General features: G+C 56.9%; 19 protein-coding genes. 14 read left to right on the top strand and 5 right to left on the bottom strand.

The window, feature by feature from the left end; genetic code table 11:
• Nucleotides 1-21 precede the first annotated feature (21 nt).
• The 6 genes from fmt to ACQE2I_RS02560 all read left to right on the top strand — a co-directional run bounded on the left by fmt (nucleotide 22) and on the right by ACQE2I_RS02560 (nucleotide 7,066).
• Nucleotides 22-1,014, top strand: coding sequence for a methionyl-tRNA formyltransferase (fmt, locus tag ACQE2I_RS02585; RefSeq protein ID WP_427029950.1), 993 nt, complete (start codon nucleotides 22-24; stop codon nucleotides 1,012-1,014).
• On the top strand, nucleotides 1,011-2,348 hold the full coding sequence (gene rsmB / locus ACQE2I_RS02580; RefSeq protein WP_427029949.1) for a 16S rRNA (cytosine(967)-C(5))-methyltransferase RsmB: 1,338 nt from the start codon (nucleotides 1,011-1,013) through the stop codon (nucleotides 2,346-2,348). Before fmt ends, rsmB begins: the two co-directional genes overlap by 4 nt.
• A 49-nt stretch (nucleotides 2,349-2,397) precedes the next feature.
• Nucleotides 2,398-2,604, top strand: a complete 207-nt coding sequence (locus ACQE2I_RS02575) for a dodecin (RefSeq protein ID WP_427029948.1) — start codon at nucleotides 2,398-2,400, stop codon at nucleotides 2,602-2,604.
• Nucleotides 2,605-2,846: 242 nt separating this feature from the next.
• Nucleotides 2,847-4,220: a Trk system potassium transporter TrkA gene (gene trkA, locus ACQE2I_RS02570; RefSeq protein ID WP_071695355.1), complete on the top strand. Its 1,374-nt coding sequence runs from the start codon at nucleotides 2,847-2,849 to the stop codon at nucleotides 4,218-4,220.
• 52 nt (nucleotides 4,221-4,272) lie between these two features.
• Entirely contained in the window at nucleotides 4,273-5,721 is a 1,449-nt protein-coding gene (locus ACQE2I_RS02565; RefSeq protein ID WP_427029947.1) for a TrkH family potassium uptake protein, read from the top strand.
• A gap of 55 nt (nucleotides 5,722-5,776) precedes the next feature.
• A complete protein-coding gene (locus ACQE2I_RS02560) occupies nucleotides 5,777-7,066 on the top strand; it encodes a TraB/GumN family protein (RefSeq protein ID WP_427029946.1) in 1,290 nt (429 codons plus the stop codon).
• On the opposite strand, the gene ACQE2I_RS02555 is transcribed toward ACQE2I_RS02560, so the two are convergent.
• Complete coding sequence (locus tag ACQE2I_RS02555; RefSeq protein ID WP_427029945.1) at nucleotides 7,001-7,816, bottom strand: tRNA-uridine aminocarboxypropyltransferase; 816 nt, start codon at nucleotides 7,814-7,816, stop codon at nucleotides 7,001-7,003. The genes ACQE2I_RS02560 and ACQE2I_RS02555 overlap by 66 nt on opposite strands.
• Before the next feature lie 182 nt (nucleotides 7,817-7,998).
• Here ACQE2I_RS02555 and bioB point away from each other — a divergent pair, with 182 nt between their 5' ends.
• Genes bioB through bioA form a run of 6 tightly spaced genes read left to right on the top strand, consistent with a single transcriptional unit; the run spans nucleotide 7,999 to nucleotide 13,668 of the window.
• Nucleotides 7,999-9,075 carry a biotin synthase BioB gene (bioB, locus tag ACQE2I_RS02550; RefSeq protein WP_427029944.1) on the top strand — a complete coding sequence of 359 codons (1,077 nt, stop codon included), beginning with the start codon at nucleotides 7,999-8,001 and terminating at the stop codon, nucleotides 9,073-9,075.
• The gene (bioF, locus tag ACQE2I_RS02545; protein WP_427029943.1) at nucleotides 9,062-10,225 is read left to right on the top strand and encodes an 8-amino-7-oxononanoate synthase; all 1,164 of its coding nucleotides are present in this window, start codon (nucleotides 9,062-9,064) and stop codon (nucleotides 10,223-10,225) included. Before bioB ends, bioF begins: the two co-directional genes overlap by 14 nt.
• Nucleotides 10,207-10,935, top strand: coding sequence for an alpha/beta fold hydrolase (locus ACQE2I_RS02540; RefSeq protein ID WP_427029942.1), 729 nt, complete (start codon nucleotides 10,207-10,209; stop codon nucleotides 10,933-10,935). The genes bioF and ACQE2I_RS02540 overlap by 19 nt, the downstream gene beginning before the upstream one ends.
• Nucleotides 10,932-11,714: a malonyl-ACP O-methyltransferase BioC gene (bioC, locus tag ACQE2I_RS02535; RefSeq protein ID WP_427029941.1), complete on the top strand. Its 783-nt coding sequence runs from the start codon at nucleotides 10,932-10,934 to the stop codon at nucleotides 11,712-11,714. The genes ACQE2I_RS02540 and bioC overlap by 4 nt, the downstream gene beginning before the upstream one ends.
• Complete coding sequence (gene bioD, locus ACQE2I_RS02530) at nucleotides 11,711-12,400, top strand: dethiobiotin synthase (protein WP_427029940.1); 690 nt, start codon at nucleotides 11,711-11,713, stop codon at nucleotides 12,398-12,400. The genes bioC and bioD overlap by 4 nt, the downstream gene beginning before the upstream one ends.
• Nucleotides 12,397-13,668, top strand: a complete 1,272-nt coding sequence (bioA, locus tag ACQE2I_RS02525) for an adenosylmethionine--8-amino-7-oxononanoate transaminase (RefSeq protein WP_427029939.1) — start codon at nucleotides 12,397-12,399, stop codon at nucleotides 13,666-13,668. The genes bioD and bioA overlap by 4 nt, the downstream gene beginning before the upstream one ends.
• A 5-nt stretch (nucleotides 13,669-13,673) precedes the next feature.
• Here bioA and ACQE2I_RS02520 read toward each other — a convergent pair whose 3' ends face one another.
• From ACQE2I_RS02520 to ACQE2I_RS02505, 4 genes are all read right to left on the bottom strand, one after another.
• Nucleotides 13,674-14,387 (bottom strand): SIR2 family NAD-dependent protein deacylase, encoded by a 714-nt coding sequence (locus ACQE2I_RS02520; RefSeq protein WP_427029938.1) that lies wholly within the window; start codon nucleotides 14,385-14,387, stop codon nucleotides 13,674-13,676.
• A gap of 43 nt (nucleotides 14,388-14,430) precedes the next feature.
• A complete protein-coding gene (aceK, locus tag ACQE2I_RS02515) occupies nucleotides 14,431-16,197 on the bottom strand; it encodes a bifunctional isocitrate dehydrogenase kinase/phosphatase (RefSeq protein ID WP_427029937.1) in 1,767 nt (588 codons plus the stop codon).
• Nucleotides 16,198-16,408: 211 nt separating this feature from the next.
• Nucleotides 16,409-18,940: a glucans biosynthesis glucosyltransferase MdoH gene (mdoH, locus tag ACQE2I_RS02510; RefSeq protein WP_427029936.1), complete on the bottom strand. Its 2,532-nt coding sequence runs from the start codon at nucleotides 18,938-18,940 to the stop codon at nucleotides 16,409-16,411.
• Nucleotides 18,933-20,516 carry a glucan biosynthesis protein G gene (locus tag ACQE2I_RS02505; protein ID WP_427029934.1) on the bottom strand — a complete coding sequence of 528 codons (1,584 nt, stop codon included), beginning with the start codon at nucleotides 20,514-20,516 and terminating at the stop codon, nucleotides 18,933-18,935. Before ACQE2I_RS02505 ends, mdoH begins: the two co-directional genes overlap by 8 nt.
• A gap of 525 nt (nucleotides 20,517-21,041) precedes the next feature.
• Here ACQE2I_RS02505 and ACQE2I_RS02500 point away from each other — a divergent pair.
• Nucleotides 21,042-21,671, top strand: coding sequence for a class I SAM-dependent methyltransferase (locus tag ACQE2I_RS02500; RefSeq protein WP_427029933.1), 630 nt, complete (start codon nucleotides 21,042-21,044; stop codon nucleotides 21,669-21,671).
• Nucleotides 21,672-21,771: 100 nt separating this feature from the next.
• Entirely contained in the window at nucleotides 21,772-23,136 is a 1,365-nt protein-coding gene (locus ACQE2I_RS02495) for a PepSY-associated TM helix domain-containing protein (RefSeq protein WP_427029932.1), read from the top strand.
• Nucleotides 23,137-23,221: the final 85 nt, after the last annotated feature.

Here is a 23,221-nt window from a genome sequence, read left to right as displayed (position 1 = left end):
ACGCCAGGTAGCCCTCACCCTATGTCACGATTGCGCGTTGTTTTTGCTGGCACGCCTGAATTCGCCGCTTCGAGCCTTGCAACGCTGCTGGAAAGCCAGCACGAGGTGGTCGCGGTGTATACCCAACCCGACCGCCCTGCTGGCCGCGGCCGTAAGTTAACGCCCAGCCCGGTCAAACAGCTGGCCCTGGAGCACGGTCTGCCGGTCTATCAGCCCCAGACGCTAAAACAGCCCGCCGCACAAGCAGAGCTGGCCGCGCTCAATGCGGACATCATGGTCGTCGTCGCCTACGGGCTGCTGCTGCCCCAGGCGGTGCTAGACACCCCGCACTTAGGCTGCGTTAACGTACACGCTTCGCTGCTGCCCCGCTGGCGTGGTGCTGCCCCCATCCAACGGGCGATTGAAGCCGGCGATAGTGTCTCGGGCGTGACCATCATGCAGATGGATGCGGGCTTGGATACCGGCGCGATGCTCTCGGCAGTGCGCACACCGATTACGCCACGTACCACCGGCGGCGATTTGCATGACCGCCTCGCCATTCAGGGTGCTAATGCGTTGGTTACCACACTCGATGCCCTGGCCTCCGGTGCCGCTCATGCCACGCCTCAGCCTGACGAGGGCGTCACCTATGCCGCCAAGCTCAGCAAAGCAGAAGCCGAGCTCGATTTTGGCCAGCCAGCACACCAGCTGGCCAGTAAAATTCGCGCGTTTAACCCCTGGCCGGTGACCTGGTGCGCGCTCGGCGATGACCGCCTGCGCCTGCTAATGGCCAGCGCAGAGGAGGGTGAGCATCCGCCCAGCGCCCCCGGTACGCTACTTGACCACGGCGACGATCACCTGCGCATTGCCTGCGGGCAAGAGGGCCGCGACGTGTTGTGCGTAGCCAAAGCCCAGTTGCCCGGCGCTAAAGCGATGGCCGTGCGTGACTTACTTAATGCGCGCCACGCGCGCCTGGCTACTGGCACTCGCCTTGGCCAGCCAGCGGCTCAGGCCAACCAAGGAGACACACCATGAGCCAAAAACGCTCCCCTCAAAGTGGCGGCAGCGGCCAGGAAGTGCGCGCCGCCGCTGCGCGAGCGCTGGCCCCGGTGCTTAGCGACCAAGGCTCACTGGCTGGAATGGATGATCACAGCGTGGTCGCCCGCGACCGCGGTCTGCTCAAAGAGCTCTGCTTCGGCTCCTGCCGCCGCTTACCGCGCCTGGAAGCGTTGGCCAGCGTGCTGCTAAAACAACCGTTTAAAAAGCGCGACAGCGATGTTCAGGCGCTGTTGCTGGTGGGTATTTATCAGTTGCTGTATATGCGCATTCCTGCCCACGCAGCAGTAGGCGAAACCGCTGGCGCTGCGCGCTTACTCAAGAAAGAGTGGGCGACCCGCGTTTTGAATGGTTGCCTGCGCCGCCTGCAGCGCGAATCCGAAGCGCTTCTGGCCCAGGTAGACCGCGATGAGAGCGTGGCGTTAGAGCATCCGCCCTGGCTACTTAACGCGCTACGTCAGGCGTGGCCAGAGCAGTGGCGCGATATCATCGAGGCCAACAATCACCCTGGCCCCATGACGCTGAGGGTGAATCAGCGCCACAATGACCGTGAAGACTATTTGGGAATGCTTACCGAACAGGGCTTGAGCGGCCACTTATGTAGCCACGTCCCAGACGGTATCACCCTGGAAACGCCCTGCGATGTCACCGCGCTACCCGGCTTTGAAGAGGGTCATGTAAGCGTTCAGGATGAGGCGGCTCAGCTCTCGGCGGCGCTATTAGGCCCCGCGCTGGCACCCCGTCCAGGTGCCCGTGTTCTCGATGCCTGCTGTGCGCCAGGCGGTAAAACGGCCCACTTGCTCGAACAGTTTGATATTGCCCTAACGGCTATCGATAGCGATAACCAGCGCTTAGCGCGGGTGGAGGACACGCTCAGCCGTCTCGGCGTTGAGGCAGTGCTCGAACACGCCGATGCGACCGAGCGCGACTGGTGGAGCGGCACCCCGTTTGATGCCATTCTGCTCGATGCCCCTTGCTCGAGCACCGGCGTGATTCGCCGTCACCCCGATATCAAAAAACTGCGCCGCAAGGACGATATTCGCCCGCTGGCCAAGCTTCAACGCCAGTTGTTAGATAATCTTTGGCCGATGCTGCGCGAAGGCGGCACGCTGCTTTACGCCACCTGCTCGGTTCTACCGGAAGAGAACAGCGAGCAGATTGAGGCATTTCTAGCCCGTACGCCTGACGCTCATATCACCACGCCTAACGACGTTGCCTGGGGCATTGTCAGCGGCGCGGGTCGCCAACTGTTTCCAGCCCAGAGCAGTCACGATGGCTTTTTTTATGCCAGACTAGAGAAGCGCACTGCCTAGGCTATGACCGAGTTCGAGGCAGTGAATTTATGACAAGGAAGGAGACGTTATGAGTCATCACACCTACAAACACGTAGAACTGACCGGGTCTTCAGAGCAAAGTATTGAGGAAGCGGTACAGAACGCTTTGACTAAAGCATCCGAGACCATCCAGCACATGCGCTGGCTGGAAGTGGTTGATACGCGCGGCCACATCGAAGACGGCCGTGTTGCTCACTGGCAGGTCACGGTTAAAGTTGGCTTCACGCTAGAGTAATCCTCACCTGCTTTTCGGCGGCGGCTGGTTTACACTGGCCGCCGTCTTTATTGCAGCGCATGATAGATGTCTTTGACGGAAAACATTGACCTGTAAAAACAGTAACCCTGTAAAAACATTATCCCTGTAAAAACATTGTCCTGTGGAAATAGTATCCCTGTAAATGACAGAACAGTGTCTCAAGGCCACCTTGGGTCTTAATGACATTGCGCTGGCGCTTTTAATGGAACCGATGCTCAGCAATGAAAATCATCATTCTCGGCGCCGGCCAGGTCGGCGGCACGTTGGCAGAACACCTCGCCCGCGAGGAGAACGACATCACCGTCGTTGATACTGACGCCAAAAAACTGCGCGATCTGCACACCAAACTCGATATCCGCACCGTCACCGGGGCGGGTTCCTACCCGATTGTGTTGCGTCAGGCTGGCTGCGAAGACGCCGATATGTTGATCGCCGTGACCAACAGCGACGAGATCAATATGATCGCCTGCCAGGTCGCCCATACGCTGTTTCGCACCCCGACCAAAATTGCCCGGGTGCGCGCCACGGCGTACTTAACCCGCAAGGGACTGTTTGCCCACGAAGCGATCCCCATTGATGTACTGATCAGCCCCGAGCAGGTGGTCACCGACCACGTACGCCGCCTGATCGAGCACCCCGGTGCCCTGCAGGTATTGGAGTTTGCCGGTGGCTTGGTACAGCTGGTGGCGGTGAAAGCGTTCTACGGCGGCCCGCTGGTAGGTCAGGACTTGGCCTTTCTGCGCCGCCATATGCCCAACGTGGATACCCGCGTAGCAGCCATTTACCGTCGTAACCGACCGATTATCCCCCGCGGCGATACGGTCATCGAGGCCGACGACGAGGTGTTCTTCCTTGCCGCCCGCCGGGATATTCGTGCGGTGATGAGCGAGCTCCGGCGGGTCGAACGGGACTTCCGCCGCGTGGTGATAGCCGGGGGCGGTAATATCGGCGAGCGGCTGGCGGAGCATTTGGAGCATAGCCACCAGGTCAAGATCATCGAGCACAGCCTTGAGCGCTGTACCACCCTCTCTGAACGCCTGGACCGCACCGTAGTGCTCCACGGCAGCGCCACCAGCAAACGCTTGCTGGAAGAAGAGAACATCGAAGAGTGCGATATCTTCTGCGCGCTGACCAACGACGACGAAGTCAATATCATGTCGTCGCTGCTCGCCAAGCGCTTAGGCGCCAAGAAGGTGCTGACGCTAATCAACAACGCCGCCTACGTGGACTTAGTGCAGGGTGGCGAGATCGATATTGCCATCTCCCCCCAGCAGGCGACTATCGGCAGCCTGCTGACCCACGTGCGCCGCGGCGATATTGTTAACGTTCACTCGCTGCGCCGGGGCGCCGCCGAGGCGATTGAAGCCATCGCCCACGGTGATAAGCAGTCGTCCAAGGTGGTGGGCCGTACCATCCGTGAGATCGACCTGCCCGACGGCACCACCATCGGTGCAATTGTGCGCGGCAAAGAGGTCATTATCGCCCACGGCGATGTGATGGTTGAGAGCGGTGACCACGTGATTCTATTCGTGATCGACAAGCGCCGCATTCGCGATGTGGAGCGCCTGTTCCAAGTCGGTTTAACGTTCTTTTGATAACCCTCGAGCGACTGCCAATGGCAGCTAATAACAGGAGCATGCGACAACCATGAGTCTGCGGGTTATTTTGCGCATTTTGGGGCTGCTGCTGATGCTGTTCAGCCTGACCATGCTCCCCCCAACGTTAATGTCACTGTGGTTTCGCGACGGCGTGTGGAGTGCCTTCATTAGCGGCATAGCCATTTCAGTGGCGACCGGACTGCTGCTCTACCTGCCCAATCGCCGCTCGCAAAAAGAGCTGCGCATCCGCGATGGCTTTATTATCGCCGCGATGTTCTGGACGGTACTGGCACTGTTCGGCTCGCTGCCGCTGATGTTGTTCGGCGAAGGCTCACTGAATATTACCGATGCGGTATTTGAGTCGTTCTCCGGTTTGACCACCACCGGTGCCACCGTGATTACCGGCATCGATTTTCTACCCGAATCAATACTTTACTATCGCCAGCAGCTCCAGTGGTTGGGCGGGATGGGCATCGTGGTGTTGGCGGTCGCCATTCTGCCCACCCTGGGCGTTGGCGGCATGGCGCTTTATCGCACCGAAATCCCGGGGCCACTAAAAGATTCAAAGCTAACGCCACGCATCACCGAAACCGCCAAAGCGCTGTGGTACATCTATGCCACGCTCACCGTGGCCTGCATGATCGCTTATATGCTGGCGGGCATGAGCTGGTTCGACGCTTTGAGCCACAGCTTTTCAACCGTCGCTAACGGCGGTTTTTCTACCTATGACGCCAGTATCGGCTATTTTGATAGCGCCACGATTGAGCTGATCTGCATTGCTTTTATGCTCATTTCAGCGTTTAGCTATAGTCTGCACTTTATTGCTTGGCGTGAAAAAAGTTTGTTGCACTACTTTCATGACCCCGAAGCGCGCTTTTTAATGATCTTTTTGCTCGCGCTGGCCGTGGTTACGGTGCTGTCACTTTGGTTAACCAACACCTACGATACCGTGCGCGGTCTCCGGCATGGGGTTTTCCAAGTCATTTCCGTGGCCACTACGGCCGGCTTTAGCGTCGCTGATTTCTCCATGTGGCCGGGTGCCCTACCCTTTTTGCTGTTTGTGACGGCGTTCGTTGGCGGCTGCTCCGGCTCTACCGGTGGCGGTATAAAGGTGATTCGGATTATTTTGATCATCAAACAGGGCATGCGTGAGATCATGCGTTTGATTCACCCGAACGCGGTGATTGCGGTCAAAGTCGGTAAGGTCAGCGTTCCCGATAGCATCGCCCAAGCCGTTTGGGGGTTCTTTTCGGTTTATGTACTGCTGTTTTTATTCATGCTGGTCGGCGTTATGGCCACCGGGGTCGACCAAGTGACCGCTTGGTCAACGGTAGGCTCCGCGCTCAACAACCTCGGCCCTGCGCTTGGCGAAGCCAGCACCAATTATGGCGACATGCCCAGCCTGGCAAAATGGATATTAGTCATGGCCATGCTGCTCGGACGCCTGGAAATTTTTACGGTACTGGTGCTATTTACCCCCGCCTTCTGGCGGCGCTAAGCCCTTCATACCAAGCATGCACATCAGTCCCACTTATTGATTTTGAGAGCTGTTAATGAACCACGACGATACGTCTCACCAAGAAACGTCGCTTGAAGAAACGTCCCATGAAAAAACGGGGCCACTGGCCGCCACACCAACTGCGCTGCCTGCAACGAGCGGACCGCTCAAAACGATCACTGTGGGTGAAACACGCTACACGCTACTGGGCACGGCGCACGTGTCGGCGGAAAGCGCCAACGATGTGCGTAAGCTGATCGATAGCGGCACCTTTGATGCCGTGGCCATCGAACTCTGCGATGCCCGCCACCACAGCATGTCCAACCCGGATGCGATGGGTGAGCAGGACCTGTTTCAAGTATTTAGGGAAGGCAAAGCGGGCATGGTCGCAGCGAGTTTGGCCCTGGGCGCTTTTCAGCAGCGTATTGCCGACCAATCCGGCATTCAGCCGGGGGCCGAAATGCGCGCCGCCGTTGAAGAAGCCAGCCGTCGGAAGCTGCCATTACTGCTGGTTGACCGCGATGTGGGTTTAACCCTCAAGCGCATCTACAGCAACGTGCCGTGGTGGCAGCGTTTCTCGCTATTTTCAGGCTTGATTGGCAGCGTGCTCTCCCGTCAGGATGTCTCCAAAGAGGATATCGAAAAGCTCAAAGAAGGCGATATGCTGGAAGCGACCTTCAGCGAATTTGCCGCCGAATCTGAAGCGCTGTACACCCCGCTGATTCGTGAACGCGACCGCTATATGGCGCTGCGCCTGGCCGAAGACGCCCCGCCAGGGCGCTACCAGCACGTGCTCGTCGTGCTTGGCGCAGGCCATCTAAAAGGCACCGGTGAGCACCTGGAAACGCCGCTGCCCGCCGAACCAAAAGTCGAACGTGAGTCACTTGAAGCCACCCCGCCACCGTCCAAGCTCTGGAAGGCGTTACCTTGGTTAATCACCGTATTAGTGCTTACTGGCTTTGCGATTGGCTTTTCGCGCAACACCGACCTGGGTTGGCAGCTGGTACTCGAGTGGTTTTTGATTAACGGCATTCTCTCTGGTGGCGCGACGATTATCGCCCTGGCACACCCGGTGACCGTGATCGCCACCTTCTTTGCCGCTCCGCTGACCTCGCTGAACCCGACGATCGGCGCAGGCTTTGTAGCCGCCGGGGTTGAGCTTTATATGCGCAAACCCAAAGTGCGCGATTTTTCATCGCTGCGCCACGATGTTACTCAGCTAAAAGGCTGGTGGAAAAACCGCGTATCGCGCACCCTGCTGGTGTTTATTCTTGCCACGCTAGGCTCCGCGGTAGGTACCTGGGTAGCCGGGTTCAGAATCGCCGGTACATTGTTTGGCGGCTAAACGCCGCATAGCTGCTGTCGGCGGGTCGATTTTGTGATGCAATCGGCTCGCCGCGTAGCTGTCGTTAAACACGTCAAAGTAATCATCCAACACGCCGGCAGCAGCCGTATCCCCGCCCTGGCGTAGCAGCTCGATCGCCACCTCCGCAGTACATAAATGCGCTTTTGATGCAGGCTTGCGCAGCCGATAGCGCGTTTCTCGCTCGCTGCGCAGCGGCAACACCGGCAAACCATCCAAGTAAGCGCTTTTACGGAACATACGCCGCGCCTGACGCCAGGTACCATCCAGAATAATAAATACCGGAATGCGCGCCTGCTCCTTCTCCGCGTGCACCGCGTCAATACCCACCACACGATCGGCATAGTCGGGTTGGTCATCGGGGAAAATCACAAAGGGCGCGTAGCGAGGGTCTTTTAGCAGCGCGGCTAACTGGGCATCCGGCGCCACCCGGTACCAGGTAAATACCTGCGTCGTGGTGATCACGTCGCGAATCAAACGCCCGGTATTGGTCGGCTTATAGTGCTCGATAGGGTGCGTTAACAGCCATACCTGAGCAACGCTCTCCGCCTTAACCTGATACGGGCACAAGCAGTTGAGCACGGGTAACTGACAGTGATCACAGCGGGTAACAAAACTACCCCGCGCTTTAAACTCCCGCCGCGGCGGACGCTGGTTTTCAAGAGCTGGACCATCATTCACAGAGCTATTATTCACAGAGCTCTCGCCAACAGAGCCATCAAAAGCAGACATCCGCGCTCCAGAAGTGGGAAACAACTAACAGTGAAAAGGGCGCAGAGTATAAATGAGCGCGTCGTATTTTGACGAACATTTCCCCATCATCACCGTAAACCTAAAAATATTTCAACGTTGACACCCAAAGCGCAACGCCGCTAAAGTCTAGTCAACTATTAAAATCAGAAAGGTTTACATCAATGACCGTGCCTCACGAGCAAAACCAGGAACAACGCCACGATTGGTCGCTGGATGAGATCAACGCGCTGTTCGCGCTACCGTTCAATGACCTGTTGTTCCAAGCTCAGCAGGTTCACCGTACTCACTTCGATGCTAACGCGGTGCAAGTTTCTACTCTGCTGTCGATTAAAACCGGCGCCTGCCCGGAGGACTGCAAATATTGCCCCCAATCCGGCCATTACAATACCCAGCTGGAGAAAGAGAAGCTGCTGGAAATTGAAAAAGTCGTCGAGCAGGCCAAGGCGGCCAAAGAAGCCGGTGCCAGCCGTTTTTGCATGGGTGCGGCCTGGCGTAGCCCCCGGGACAAAGACTTACTGCTGGTCGAAGAGATGGTTCGTCAGGTGAAAGCCGTGGGCCTGGAAACCTGTATGACGCTGGGGATGGTGGACGGCGAACAGGCTAGCCGGCTGGCCACCGCCGGGCTCGATTACTACAACCACAACCTGGATACCTCGCCGGATTATTATGGCGAAATCATCACCACCCGCACTTATAGCGACCGGCTGAAAACGCTCTCCAACGTACGCGATGCCGGTATGAAAGTCTGCTCTGGCGGCATTCTTGGCATGGGCGAAGACGCCCAGGATCGTAGCGCCCTGCTGCAACAGCTGGCTAAGCTTAGCCCGCACCCGGAATCCGTACCCATCAATATGCTGGTAAAAGTCCCCGGTACACCGCTGGAAAACGTCGAAGATCTAGACCCCATCGAGTTTATCCGCGCTATTGCCGCCGCCCGCATTATGATGCCCCAGAGCCATGTGCGGCTCTCCGCTGGCCGCGAACAGATGAGCGAATCCACCCAGGCGCTGGCGTTTTTGGCCGGCGCCAACTCGATCTTCTACGGGGACAAACTGCTGACCACCGGCAACCCCCAGGCAGACCGCGACCGTGCCCTGTTTGCCAAGCTGGGCCTGCACCCGGAAAAGCGCGCAACCTGCGAGAGTGAAGAGACTCAAGCGGCGCGTCTCGCCCAACAGGCCCAGCAGCAGGTACACGCCAAACGCGTTGCCGAGCTGGCGGTGGATGCCAGTGCCTGACCCGTGGCAACAGCGCTTAGCCGCTGCCCGTGCTGAACGCCAACTGACACAGCGTTGGCGAACTCGGCAGGCAGTGGCAAACGGTGTTCTCGACTTTGCCGGAAACGACTACCTGGGCTTGGCTCAAGACCCACGAGTAAGCGAAGCCCAAGCGGCAGGCGCACGCCTTTACGGCGCGGGTGCCGGTGCATCGCACCTGGTGAACGGTCATTTAGAGATTCACGACGCTCTGGAAGACGCCTTAGCACGCTGGACAGGCCGCGAGCGTGCGCTGCTGTTCTCTACCGGCTATATGGCCAACCTTGGTGTTCTTCAAGCGCTGGCTGATCGTCATACGGCTATCTTCCAGGACCGCCTTAACCACGCATCGTTAATCGATGGCGCCGCCTTAAGCGGCGCCCGTTCGCGGCGCTTTCATCACCGCGACACAAGCGATCTGGAAAACCTGCTGGGTCGCAGTGAGTGCGCGCATAAACTCGTGGTCAGCGATGGTGTTTTTAGTATGGATGGCGATGTGGCTGACATCGCCAGCTTAGTCACTGTCAGCCAACGCCACAGTGCATGGCTAATGGTGGACGACGCCCACGGCGTGGGCGTGCTGGGTGAAAATGGCAGCGGCTGCGTGGGTAGCGCCTGGGATAGCACCGAGGTGCCGATTTTGGTCGGCACTCTAGGCAAAGCATTGGGCACCGCTGGGGCTTTTGTGGCCGGGGACGCCAAGTTAATCGATCACTTAATCCAGTTTTCACGCAGCTATATTTACACCACCGCCCAGCCCCCGGCGATTGCCGCTGCGACTTTAAAAGCTTTGGAGATCGTTCAGAGTGAACCGGAACTCCGCACCCAGCTAAACGCCAGTATCGCTTACTTTCGCCGAGAGGTGCTTCTCTTGGGGCTCCCGCTCAGCGATTCGGCCACCCCCATTCAGCCACTGATTTTGGGTGATGAAGTACGCACCCTAAGCTGGGCCGGGCAGTTGCAAAAGCGAGCCATTCACGTGGGAGCCATTCGCCCGCCAACGGTGCCCAAGGGCGAAGCCCGGCTGCGCATCACCCTAAGCGCCCGCCACCAGCGGGGCGATATTGACTCGCTGTTAGCCGCGCTCGACCAGTGCCAGCATCAAGAGGCGTTATGCAGCCCCTGCGTTTAATACTGCTCTCCGGCTGGGGAATCGACCAGCGTATCTGGCAGCCACTCGCCGCGCACTGGCCTAACCACTTGGCTGCCCAGGCAATCGATTGGCCTGGCTATGGCGATGCCCCTGCGCTAGGGACTAATGCTACGCTTTCAGAGCTCGCGAAGGTGATGGCCGGGCCACTAGCCAGCGATGCGGTATGGGTCGGCTGGTCATTGGGTGGGTTACTGGCGACGGCACTCCTTAAGGGGTTGCCCCCACCACGCGGGCTTATTCTACTGGGTGCCAGTAACACCTTCTGCGCAACCGGCGGTGTCACTTCTGCCGAGCTAAGCGCCTTTCGACGTGCCTTTCAGCGCGACCCCACCGCGACCTGGCAACACTTTTTGCGCTGGCAGGCGCAAGGCGAACCCAGCCCCCGACAGGCATACCGACAGTTGGGTGATTTACTGGGTGATACGCTACCTGCCGACATCACCACACTCGCTACCGGCCTGGACTGGCTGGCGTCGATTGATAATCGCCAGCGCCTAGCGGCGCCCCCTTGCCCGGTGGTACGGCTCAACGGCGAACACGATCCATTAATCAGCCCTGTCCAGCGCAGCGCCAGCGAACGCTTAAACGGTGTTGGCCACTGTCCTATGCTCTCCCAGCCCCAGGCTCTCGCCGCGACGATTACCCACCATGCCACCCAGATGGCTAACGCCAATATGGCGGTTTTATGAACGTTCTAACGGTAAACAGCGATGCTAACTGGCAGGCACGGGTTGCTCACGCTTTCTCCCGGGCCGCCCCTCGCTACGATGCGCTCGCCAGCGCACAGCGGCAAATAGGTCAACGGCTGTGGGATTCGCTACCCAACAGCGCTTATAAAATACTCGACCTAGGTTGCGGCACCGGTTACTGGACTAAGCAGTTAGCTGAACGTTACCCCCGCGCTCAGGTGTCCGGGTTAGATTTAGCTCCCGGCATGCTGGCACAGGCCCGCCAGCGCTATGGTGACGATATCCACTGGCAGCAGGGCGACGCGGCGGCGCTGCCGTTTGGTGCCCATGCCTTTGATCTGGTGTTTTCCAACTTGGCGGTGCAGTGGTGCCGTGATCTTGGCGCGGTGATGCATCAGCTTTACCAGGTTCTTACTCCCGGTGGGCAGGCGCATATCACAACGCTGCTACCCGACACCCTGGAAGAAATCGTCTTTGCCTGGCAGCGCCCCGAAGCGTTGCTGCAAACACCTAATCGCGCCAGCGTGGAACGGACGATTAGTGAAAGCGGCTTAACCATCAACCAACAAACGGCCACCTTTGAGCGCTTTTACTACCCCGACCTACAAGCCGTGATGGCCTCCATTAAAGGCGTTGGCGCCCAGCTTCCTCGGCCAAACACCTGCCTTACCCGAGCGGATATCGCTGCTGCAAAAGCGCGCTTTGAGCAGTTACGCCAGCCGGAGGGCCTGCCGGTGAGCTACCACTGCTTAACGCTGCAATTGGAAAAATCACTATGAATGTCTGGTTTGTGACGGGCACCGACACCGATGCGGGTAAAACATTAGTGACGAGCAGCTTATTATATGCCGCCCGCCAACAGCAGTTGAGCACGCTGGGCCTTAAACCGGTGGCTTCCGGCAGTGATCAGACTAGCGAAGGCCTGCGTAATGATGATGCACTGGCGTTACAGCAGCAGAGTGTGCCGCTGGTCGACTACGCTACGGTAAACCCCATCGCCTTTGCCCCCGCCATTGCGCCTCATCTCGCCGCGATGGAGACGGGCCAGCCGCTTGAGGTTAGCGCCATCGTAAGTTCACTAAGCGAAACGCTTAGCCAAACACCCAGAGATATCACCCTGATTGAAGGCGTCGGTGGCTGGCGCGTGCCGCTAAACGATCAGGAGGATTTTGCCGACCTGGCGATTGCCCTTGAGCTGCCGGTGATCCTGGTCGTCGGCTTAAAGCTAGGCTGCTTAAATCATGCTCGCTTAACGGCGGAAGCCATCCGTGCTGACGGTTTGGTACTCGCCGGTTGGGTGGGCAGCGTGGCAGATCCCGCTTTTGCCACTAACGCGCCGCGCTTTGAAGCCAACATCGCGCATCTAAATGCCAAACTTGAAGCCCCCTGTTTAGGCATTATTCCGCATCTTGATGCCCCCTGCGCCGCGATTGCCCATCCCTATCTCTCCCTGGAGCCGTTATGAACACGCCGGTTTGGCATCCTTATGCGCACCTAAAAACCCAGAAGCCCGCCCCCAAGGTAGTGGGCGGTGACGGCGCTCACTTTGTGCTTGAGAGCGGTGAACGCCTGCTAGATGCCACCTGCTCCTGGTGGTGCATGATTCACGGCTACGGTCACCCGCGCTTGGTGGCGGCCATTCGCGAGCAGACAGGCCAGCTGTGCCATGTGATGCTCGGCGGCTTAACCCACGACCCCGCCGACCAGTTGGCCCGCGAGCTGGTACGCATTACCCCCGCCGGACTGAATCACGTCTTCTATTCGGACAGCGGCTCAGTGGGCATGGAAGTGGCGATGAAAATGGCGCTGCAGTACCAGGTGCTTACCGGCCACCCAGGCAAGCAAAAGATGCTCTCGTTGATGAAGGCGTACCACGGCGACACCACCGGCTGCATGGCAGTGTGCGACCCGGAAGAAGGCATGCACAGCCTGTTCGCCAGCCTACTGCCCCAACACCATTTCGCCCCGGCGCCTACTGCTTCTTTTGATGCCACGCCTGAACAGGTCGAGCACGACCTTAGCGCCCTGCGTAGCGTATTGGAGCGCCACCATGATGAAATCACCGCCCTGTTGATAGAACCGCTTTTACAAGCGGCTGGCGGGCTAAATATGACCTCGCCCGCCTACATTGTTGGCGCCAGGGCACTGTGCGATGAGTTTAATGTGCTGCTGATCTTTGACGAAGTAGCCACCGGATTTGGCCGCACCGGCAAGCTGTTTGCCGCTGACCACGCGGGCGTTACGCCGGATATTATGGTGCTCTCGAAAGGTTTGACCGGTGGCTATTTGGGCCACGCCGCGACGCTCGCCACGGATCGCGTCCATGATGCCTTTATCGGCGACAGCCCCCAGCACGCCTTTATGCACGGGCCAACCTTTATGGGCAACCCGTTGGCCTGCCGGGTGGCGCTGGAAAGCCTGCGCGTCTTCGAGGAAGAGAATTACCTGGGCAAAATTGCGGCGCTTAGCCAGCAGCTGAAGCGGGAGTTAATCGATGATCAAGCGTTGAACGCACACCCGGCCGTGGCCGACGTTCGGGTTCTCGGCGCCACCGCGGTGATCGAAGCACACTCCGCCGAGGCGCTAAAAGGCGTAGGAGACTTCGCCCGCGAGCGCGGCGTGTGGCTGCGCCCCATTGGCCGCTGGCTCTATACCATGCCCGCCTATATCACCTCTGAAGCGGAAATGACCAAGATTACCGACGTGATGAAGGCGTGGTTTCTGGATCAGTAAACAGCTCAGGAAAGCAGTAGATTGCCCTGCTGCTTCCAGCGATTTACCAACGCTGGCACGCCCTCACCGGCGGTGGTGTTAATTGCTAACACACCCGGCGGGATTAACGCATCCGCCTCCGGGTCGACCAGTGCACAGGGCGTATCGTAGTCGATATACGAGAGCAGTGATGCCGCAGGCATCACCGCCAGCGAGGTGCCCACCACCAGCAAAAAGTCAGCCTGGCTAACGAGTTCGCAGGCATCTGCAAATAGCGGCACCGACTCGCCAAACCAGACCACGTCGGGTCTCAGCTGGCTGCCCTTATCGCAGAGATTACCCAACTCAATACCGCCTTTGGACAGCGGGTAGCGCATGCGTTCGTCGATGGAGGAGCGCGCTTTCAGAATCTCGCCATGTAAGTGCAGCACCTGGCGGGAGCCTGCCCGCTCGTGCAGGTCATCAATATTCTGGGTAATGATGCTGACGCTAAAGCCGTCTTGCTCAAGACCAGCCAGCGCTTTATGGGCGGCGTTAGGCTTAGCACGACGAATCTGATCCCGGCGCTGATTATAGAAATCCAGCACCTGCTGCGGGTTACGCTGCCATGCCTGGGGAGTGGCCACATCCTCAACCGGATGGTTCTCCCACAGGCCATCGCTGGCACGAAAGGTTTTGATCCCGCTCTCGGCACTAATCCCCGAGCCGGTAAACACCACCAAATGCGGGCTTGCTGCCATGACTACCTCGTCGTTTAGGTTTCACTGCACCTTAAATAGCCGACTAATATACTAGCTGGCCGATGCTACCCGCAAAACGCTGCTTGTTACGGTAAGGGTAAACGTCAATGACACGGCCAGCGATAATCGCCTGCTGCAGTTTCAGCCAGTAATCGGGGTCAAACAGCTCAGGGTGCTGGGCCATAAACATATCGCGCAGCGCTTTATTGGCGAACATGAAGGGGCCAAACTCCTCGGGAAAAATATCATTAGGCCCAATGGATAATGTGTCGCCCCCGCCGCCCTGGAAGTCATTGCCGTAGGATTTAGGGATAGGCCGGAAACGGCACTCGGTAAGATAGCAGACTTCATCGTAGTCGTAGAAGATCACCCGGCCATGGCGGGTAACGCCAAAGTTTTTCAGCAGCATATCGCCGGGAAAGATATTCGCCGCGGCCATCTGCTTAATGGCATTGCCGTAATCCTTAAGCACCATCTCCTTCTCTTGGTCACTGCACTGTTCCAGATAGATATTTAGCGGCGTCATCATACGCTCGGTATAGCAGTGTTTAATGATTACTTTGTCTTCTCTTAACACCACCGTCGAGGGCGCCACCTCCAGCAAGTGGGCTAAACACTCTGGGGAGAAGTGATCCTGGCGAACGATGAAGTTTGAAAACTCTTGAGTATCGGCCATGCGCCCCACCCGGTCATGGCGTTTCACTAGCCGGTACTTTTCGCGCACCACTGCGTGGGTAACGTCTTTGGCCGGGTCGAATTTATCTTTAATGATCTTAAACACGGTGCGAAAGCTGGGCAGTACAAACACCGCCATCACCATGCCGCGTACGCCTGGGGCGATAACAAACTGGTCCTCGCGCTTGGCAACCTGATGATTCAGGGCACGGAAAAACTCGGTTTTACCATGTTTGAAGAAGCCGATAGCAGCGTAGAGTTCGCCTTCGGGCTTATGCGGCATCAGCTGCTGCAAATAATCGACAAACTCCCTGGGCACCGCCACCTCTACCTGAAAATAGGCGCGGGTAAAGGAGAAAATAATCGACACTTCGTCGGTTTCGATGAGCACCGTATCCAGGTGCAGGCAGGGGTCTCCGCCCTGCTGCTCACCAAACCCCTCGCCGTGAAGCGCAGGCAGTACCAACGGCACCTGCTCGCCACCGCCGCGGATACGCCCCACCAGGTAAGCGCCTTTATTGCGATAGAAGACGCTATTCAACAGCTCGATTTCAGCGTCGTCGGCATCCACAATCGCCGCGGGCAAGTGCTGCTGTAAGAAGCTGGCGCCGAGATGGGTGTCCTGATCTATATCAGCAAAGCGATTATCCAACGGGGCATCGAGCAGCGCCCACTTGAGCGCGGCCTGCCAATCGCCGTTGACCTTGTGCCGACGGCATAGCTCAATCCCCGAGCGGTGGGCGGCATCTTCACGGGAGCTATACACAAACATCCAGTCGTTGCGGATATGGCGGTGGTGGAAGATGGCGCAGAACAGCGAGTTAAAAAAGGTTTCCGCCAGCTCAAAGTCGAGCCGATGGCTGATCAGCTCGGCGTAGTGGTTGCGCGCTTCCCGCCAGCACTCACAGTGTGAAACTACTTCCGGGTCAAAAGTGCGCTTTAAGCGCCCCAGAGTGACGTCGATTTTTTCCTTATACAGATTTATGCGCTCCGCCGACGCCAGCTGGGCATCACGCCACGCAGCGTCACGAAAACGTCGGCTGGCGTCAAAAGTGATCTCTTTAAAGCGCGCACGATACTCGTCAAAACCGTGCAAAATCGTTGCCGCCAAGCGATGCCCCGGTGAGTGTTTCACTGGTCAAACTCCTGATTATTTCTATCAGCTTCGCGTAACGGCACACTACATGCGAGACGACCTTGGTGGGTAACCCAAGCACGTTAGCTCACAGACTCAATACGCTTGACCTGCAGCAAGAAAGGCCCAGCGCCATCAGCGGATAGGAAATACAAACCAGCCTCTCAACCGACCTGACTAAACGCGATAGCCGTTAAAATCGATAGTAATATTAATTAAATGTAGGCAGGTGTTTGGATTCACGCCCTGGCAGACCACAGTCAAACCAACTGTGATGGGCCTTGCTGTCGTCCCAAATCTGATAGTGCAGTTGCGACAGCATCACCGGGTCATCTAGAAAATCCAAACGCTCCAATCGACTCATGGCCGCCGGCCCCATCCGTACTCCGCGTGCAACCCGCTCGGCTCGACGCCGGCGTAGTGGCTCGACATCGGTATGCCGTGATGTGCCTAAGGCAGTGGCCAACGCATTCGGCACGGGGTCTACCACCACTTGGGCAAAAGACGGCGCCAACATTGCTGTGTTCATGCGGGTAAGCAAGCGCGCCATGCGCCGCAGTACCCGTGGTGGTTGCGTCTCTTCGGGGATCCGGAACAGCCGCTTTTGAAAGCAGAACCGTCCTAACGAGACACGGCTCGAGAGTACCGATACCGGAATGGATAACATTAAAGAAACGACAATCGGCGACAGCCACCAAAGAAACGTCGGTTCCATAACGTAAACACCCGCTGCCCATACAGCCCCTATTAGGGTTTGGGTCCAATGAGCGCTGATGGCATCACCCCACGTTGTGTCGCTATTCTCCCGCGACGGTGAGCGCCATTGAACCGCCCACCCCATCACGGAGGTCAGTACAAAACGGGTGTGGAATAGCATTCTTACCGGCGCTAATAGCATCGAGAATAGCGACTCAAGCACCATGCTTGCCAATACCTTGAGCGGCCCACCAAATTGACGGCTACCCTGTATCCACACGAGCAATACGCTGAGCAATTTAGGCAAGAACAGCAGCAGCGCCGTTACACCGAACAACCCCACCGCTAGTGTTGGATTCCATTGCGGCCAAACAGGAAACAGCATCCCCGGCTCGGGAAAGTAGTCGGGCGTGCTAAAGCTATGCACGGCTAAAAGTGCCGTAGATAGGATTAAGAAAAGACACCATAGCGGCGCCGAAAGATAAGACATTAAACCGGTTAAAAAAACGGCACGGTGTACGGGGTGAATGCCTTGCGAAAAAAATAGCCGGAAGTTCATCAAATTGCCGTGACACCAGCGCCGGTCGCGATTGAGCTCATCGAGCAGATTAGGCGGCATCTCTTCATAGCTGCCTTCCAGCTTGTAGGCAATCCACACCCCCCAACCAGCGCGCCGCATCAGCGCCGCCTCAACAAAATCATGGGATAAAATCTCGCCCGACATTGAGCCTTTACCGGGTAGCGGCGCTAGTATGCAATGCTGCATAAACGGGGCTAAGCGAATGATCGCGTTATGGCCCCAATAATGTGACTCGCCTAACTGCCAAAAATGCAGCCCGGCGGTAAACAATGGTCCGTAAACCCGTGTCGCAAACTGCTGCATACGAGCATACAAATTAAGGCGTCCTGAAGCGCGTGGCGCCGTTTGGATAATGCCAACCTTGGAATGCACCTCCATCATCTGCACCAGCCGGGTAAGACATTTACCACTCATGACGCTATCGGCATCCAATACCAACATATAGCGATAGAGTGCCCCCCAACGCCGGCAAAAATCGTCAAGGTTACCGCTCTTACGTTTAACTCGACGCTGTCGACGGCGATAGAAGACCTGCCCGAAGGCCTCTAGGTCGCGGCACAACACCAACCAGGCATAGGTTTCTTGAATGGCAATATCGGGATCGGACGTATCGCTCAGGATGAAGATGTCAAAATGCCGACCATTACCCGTGCTGCGCAAAGACTCCAGGGTGGCGCGCACCCCGGCAAATACCCTGGCAACGTCCTCGTTACAGATCGGCACCAACAACGCTGTGCGTGCCTCATCATCAATCGGCTCGTCACCCACCTCGCTATCAATGGCGTAGCGGTCATGGCGTCTTAAAAGCTGGAAAAAACCCATCAACGCGGTCCAAAACCCGGCGGATACCCAGGCGAATAGCAGCACAAACAACGATAGGATAGCGATTTCAAGCCACTGCAGGCCTTGGCCGGGGAGCACGGTGCGCATCTGGTTGGCGGCGATAATACTTTGACCAAAAATCAGCACCAGCAAAATCCAGCGACGCCTAGTGGCGACCCACTTCCAAGCCGCGGAGGGTGACGCTCTTTTGCGGCGACCAAAATCACCGCTAGCCCAGCGCTTGAAACGTCGACCAATATTCACGAAAGGATTGGTCGACCACTGCCAAGGGGCCAACGGCGTTCGTTTCATCGCTGGCGCAGTGCGCAGTCGCGTAATCCGCGAGGTGTCCGTTGTCAGCACTTCTGGTGGCGCTAGCGGCGGCTCTGCATAGGCAAGCGCCAAGCGCCGCCCCACCGACAGTGCCGCCGGATCATTATTTTGTTCACTGTGGCCTTCGGTCTGGCCATCACAATGATCCTCACTACACTCACTTAACGCAGCATGCAGCGAAGCCATTTCGTGTTTATCAAGATCACCGACCAGTAACGTGTAGCGCTCCTGACGATCCTGGGTCTCCAACGCCAACCGCTCTAAATAAAGATCCGTCGGCGTTGCCTGCGATGAAGACATCATTTCAGCCATTGGCGGGCAGCCTATAGTACCAAGTCTCAGACACTTGCTTGCCATCAAGCATCAGCTTGGCCCTGATATCTAAGGGCTGGCTGCCATTATTGCGCTTCACATTGACAAACACACGCCACCCGTTAGTGGCCGGGTTATGCACAACGCGGCTAGCAGCTAATTCGCCATTATCACCAACGCTTGCCTCAACGCTTATGTTTGCACCGCTGCCGATACCTTCAAGCGAGGATCCGACAAAATCGAGGACGAAAGCGAGTGTGCCGTCCGGCTCACGCACTAAGTTATCGCGAACCACCTCACCCCGTGAGCGACGCGTCTCTTCAACCCAGGCAAGCTGAGGGTCAAGATGACGGCTTTCATCAGTAGTGAACGTAATGCGGTAATCGAACGTCAGCGGTGTTCCCGGCTCATGAGTTTCATCAGCCAGCCACATCGATACGATATTATCGTTGGTCTCGTTGTCTGTCGGAATCTGAATCAGCTCAACACTACCGGGCCCCCATTCGTTGGTTGGCTCTACCCAAGCGCTTGGGCGCAGATCATAACGCGCGTCAATGTCCTGATAATCGCTAAAGCTGTGGCCACGTTGCATTAGGCCATAACCGCGTAACTGAGGCGTTGCGTGTCGATTCATCATCAATCTGGCCGGATTGGCTAGCGAGCGCCATGTCCAACCATTCTGCGCGTCATTGATTAATAGGCCATTAGAGTCATGGATTGCCGGGATATAGTGTTGTGTCGAAGAGGGCTGCTCCGGGCCGTAGAGATACATACTGGTTAACGGTGCGATTCCCAGCTTCTCAACTGCCCGACGCAGATATAGCCGCGATTGTACGTCGACTAGAGTATCTTCTCCGGGACGTAGCACGAAGCGGTAGGCACCCGTAACGCTAGGCGAATCGAGCAGGGCGAAAATCGTCAAGTACTGGCTTTCTGGGCTCGGTTCGACGATCCACATTTCGCTAAAGCGGGGGAACTCTTCTCCCGAGGATAACCCCGTATCAACGGCCAATCCACGCCCTGAAAGACCGTAAACCTGCCCTCTGCCAACGGCGCGAAAATAGCTGGCTCCCAGAAATACCATCACCTCATTACTCTCAGCATCATTGAGTGAGTGGTTGATCCTAACGCCGGCGATACCAACGCCTTCGCTCTGCTTAACATCGTCGGAGATGTCTAAATCACCGTAGGCAAAGTCGTCAGGATTGTAAGCAAAGCCATGGACCTCGCCCTCCTGATCAATACTGTTGAGCTGGATGGCGCTGTCATAATGCATCCCTTCATGGATAAAGCTCAGCGTGAAAGGTGCGCCGTTACCGCTCCACACGTCGCGATCTCGTTTGTACTGTATTTGCGCATACTCCGCATAGCTAAGCTCGCGCAGCTCATTGGGCAACGACGTTTCTGGGGCACGGTAGCCCTGCTGGGCTAGTTCCTCTGCTCTTCGTACGACATCATCGAAGCCAAACGCAACAGCATTAAGAGGGAGGCTTCCAACCAGTAGCCCACCTAGAATGGCGAATGAAAAAAAACCTTTGCGGCGTGAAAGTTTATTTCGCGGGGTCGATTCACTCATTTAGCGTAATGCTCCTGTACAATCCTTTGACTGAATTCAAATTCGCTTATTTGCCGAACCGACATACGATAGAGTCCTTTCGATCAGCTAAATTCATCCTTTTGCTATTGCTCGCCATCGCTAAAACTCACACCATGCGCGCATGTAAAGATGCAATTACATTTTAGGTATAGCATGAGTCTAGACTACTTGGCACCCTGACTGACTGGGCATTTTAGAGGGATGAGGCAAAGAATTAGAACATGCTAAACTAGCTTAATCACATAATAGCGCTATATTAGGTGGCCGTTTTCAGATCAAAACCGCGCGTCTGAAAGCTATTATAAGCTTCAAGAACCATATATATAGGCATGTAGAATTTTTCAGGCCTATTATGAACCTTGCTCCAACATATTGGACAACCGCACTATGTCCCGTGAAGTATCCTAAACTTACTCTCTAGGATCACAACCTACATACCACCATTCTCGCACTGAGCTCGTTGCTCTTAGGCGCATGCTCAATAATGGTAGCTGACGAGGCGCTATGTTCAACACCACCGCTTGGAACCGACTGCGCTATACCGCTTACGCGCCGTTCTATGATGCGGTCGCTGCCCGTGTGTTTCGAAAACCACGGCGCATTGCGCTTGGTCAAGTGGACTGGGAACAGGGAATGCGGGTGCTACTGGTGGGAGCAGGAACGGGGTTAGACCTACCTTTTCTACCTCACGATATTGAGGTACACGCTACCGACATCGCTCCCGCCATGGTACAGCGTACGGCGAAACGGGCAGAAGCGCTACGCCGGGACGTGGAGTGCAGCGTTATGGACGCCGAGGCGCTCAATTACCCCAACGAGCACTTTGATGTCGTCATCATGCATCTGATCATTGCGGTTATGCCTCACCCACAGCAAGGGCTTGCCGAAGCTTACCGCGTGCTGAAAACCGGCGGGCAACTATGCGTCATGGATAAATTCCAGCCCGATAGCCATCCAGCAGGGATTGGTAGACGTACTCTCAACCTACTGACCTCGGCCCTGGCAACCGACATTACTCGCCAAGCACAGCCACTGCTCGGCGTGGCGAGGTTCCAGATTCGCCACGACGAACCAGTGCTCATGAAGGGCCTATTCCGTGCACTACTAGCCACCAAGCCAGCACCTTCTAACTGATAAGCCTGTGACTTTTTACCGCTGCCTTGAGGCTAGCGATCGCTAAGTAAACTACCTAAGCTGTCTGACTATTTTACCGATATCCCTCGGACCCAAGCTAATGACAGCCCGCTCCCCTACCCGCACCGACAAACTGCTTTTTGCCCTGCTTAGCCGCCTGCACTTATATATTGGCCTCTTCATCGGGCCTTTTATTCTTATCGCAGCATTATCCGGCATTGCTTACTTGTTAAGCCCGCCACTTGAAGAGTGGTTCTACCATGACACCCTCTATGGCGTTACTCAGGGCGAGCCCCAACCGCTTGCCGAACAGATCGCTACTGGGCAGCGCTACCTGGGCGCCCCAACTTTACCCAGCGCGGTACGTCCAGCTCCGGCGCTAGGCGACACCACCCGGCTGATGTTTAGCGAGCCAGGCCTGGGGCCCTCGGAACACCGTGCTGTATTCGTTGACCCCATTTCCCTGGCAGTGACCGGTGATACAACGGTCTACGGCACCAGCGGCATCTTGCCGCTGCGCACCAAGATCGATCACTTTCACCGCCAGCTATTAATGGGCGATATGGGCCGTCTGTATAGTGAACTGGCTGCCTCGTGGCTCTGGGTTGCCACGCTGAGTGGTGTAATGCTGTGGGTTTGGCAACGCCGCACGCCAAAAGTGCGTTCAAGGCTCCATACAACCCGCCGACACCACGCAACGCTTGGATGGGTCTTATCGCTTGGGCTCCTGTTCTTTTCCGCCACGGGGCTTACTTGGTCACAGTGGGCGGGCAGCAATATTGCCGAGCTACGGCATGCATGGGGCTGGAGTACGCCAAGCGCCTCAACAGCGCTGATCGATACCGGTACCCAGCCACACGATGAACATGCAGAGCATCGTGGCCACATGGCCATGGTGTCCACGGCCATCACACCAGAAGACTTTGACCAGGCGCTGGGTGCTGCGCGTCAGGCGGGACTTAACGCAGCGCGACTCCAGCTAACGCCCCCGAGCGGCCCTCAGCAGGCGTGGCGGGTAGCCGAAATCGACCGCCAATGGCCTACTCAAGTAGACCAAGTAGCGCTGCATCCGCACAACATGGCAGTGATTGATCAAACCAACTTCACCACTTTTCCTTTAGCAGCCAAACTCACCCGCTGGGGTATTGATCTGCATATGGGGGTACTGTTTGGCATTGTTAATCAAGTCGTGCTTGCATTGATAGCCGCAGGGCTTGTGACATTGATAATATGGGGCTACTTAATGGCATGGCGGCGGCTCACAGTAAGTGGTCAGCGCTTTCCCACGGTGGCGGAGCCCTGGCTAATGCTGCCTACCACGGTCAAACTAAGCGTGCTGTTTGTCGCTATCGCGCTGGGTGTGGCGCTACCTGTATTGGGTGTCAGCCTTGCGGTTTTTATCGTGATTGATGCGCTGCGCTGGTATGTTAAACAACGCTACAGCGCACACCGCCAGTCCACTTAAACAAGATGAGAGATGTACTTCGTGGCTACTGCCCAACGCAGTATAAGCGCTGAGAAACTAGCGAATACAAAACGCCCGAATATTC

Source organism: Halomonas sp. H2 (assembly GCF_050215315.1).
Classification (GTDB): domain Bacteria; phylum Pseudomonadota; class Gammaproteobacteria; order Pseudomonadales; family Halomonadaceae; genus Vreelandella.
This window is presented reverse-complemented; position numbering and strand designations above follow the sequence as displayed.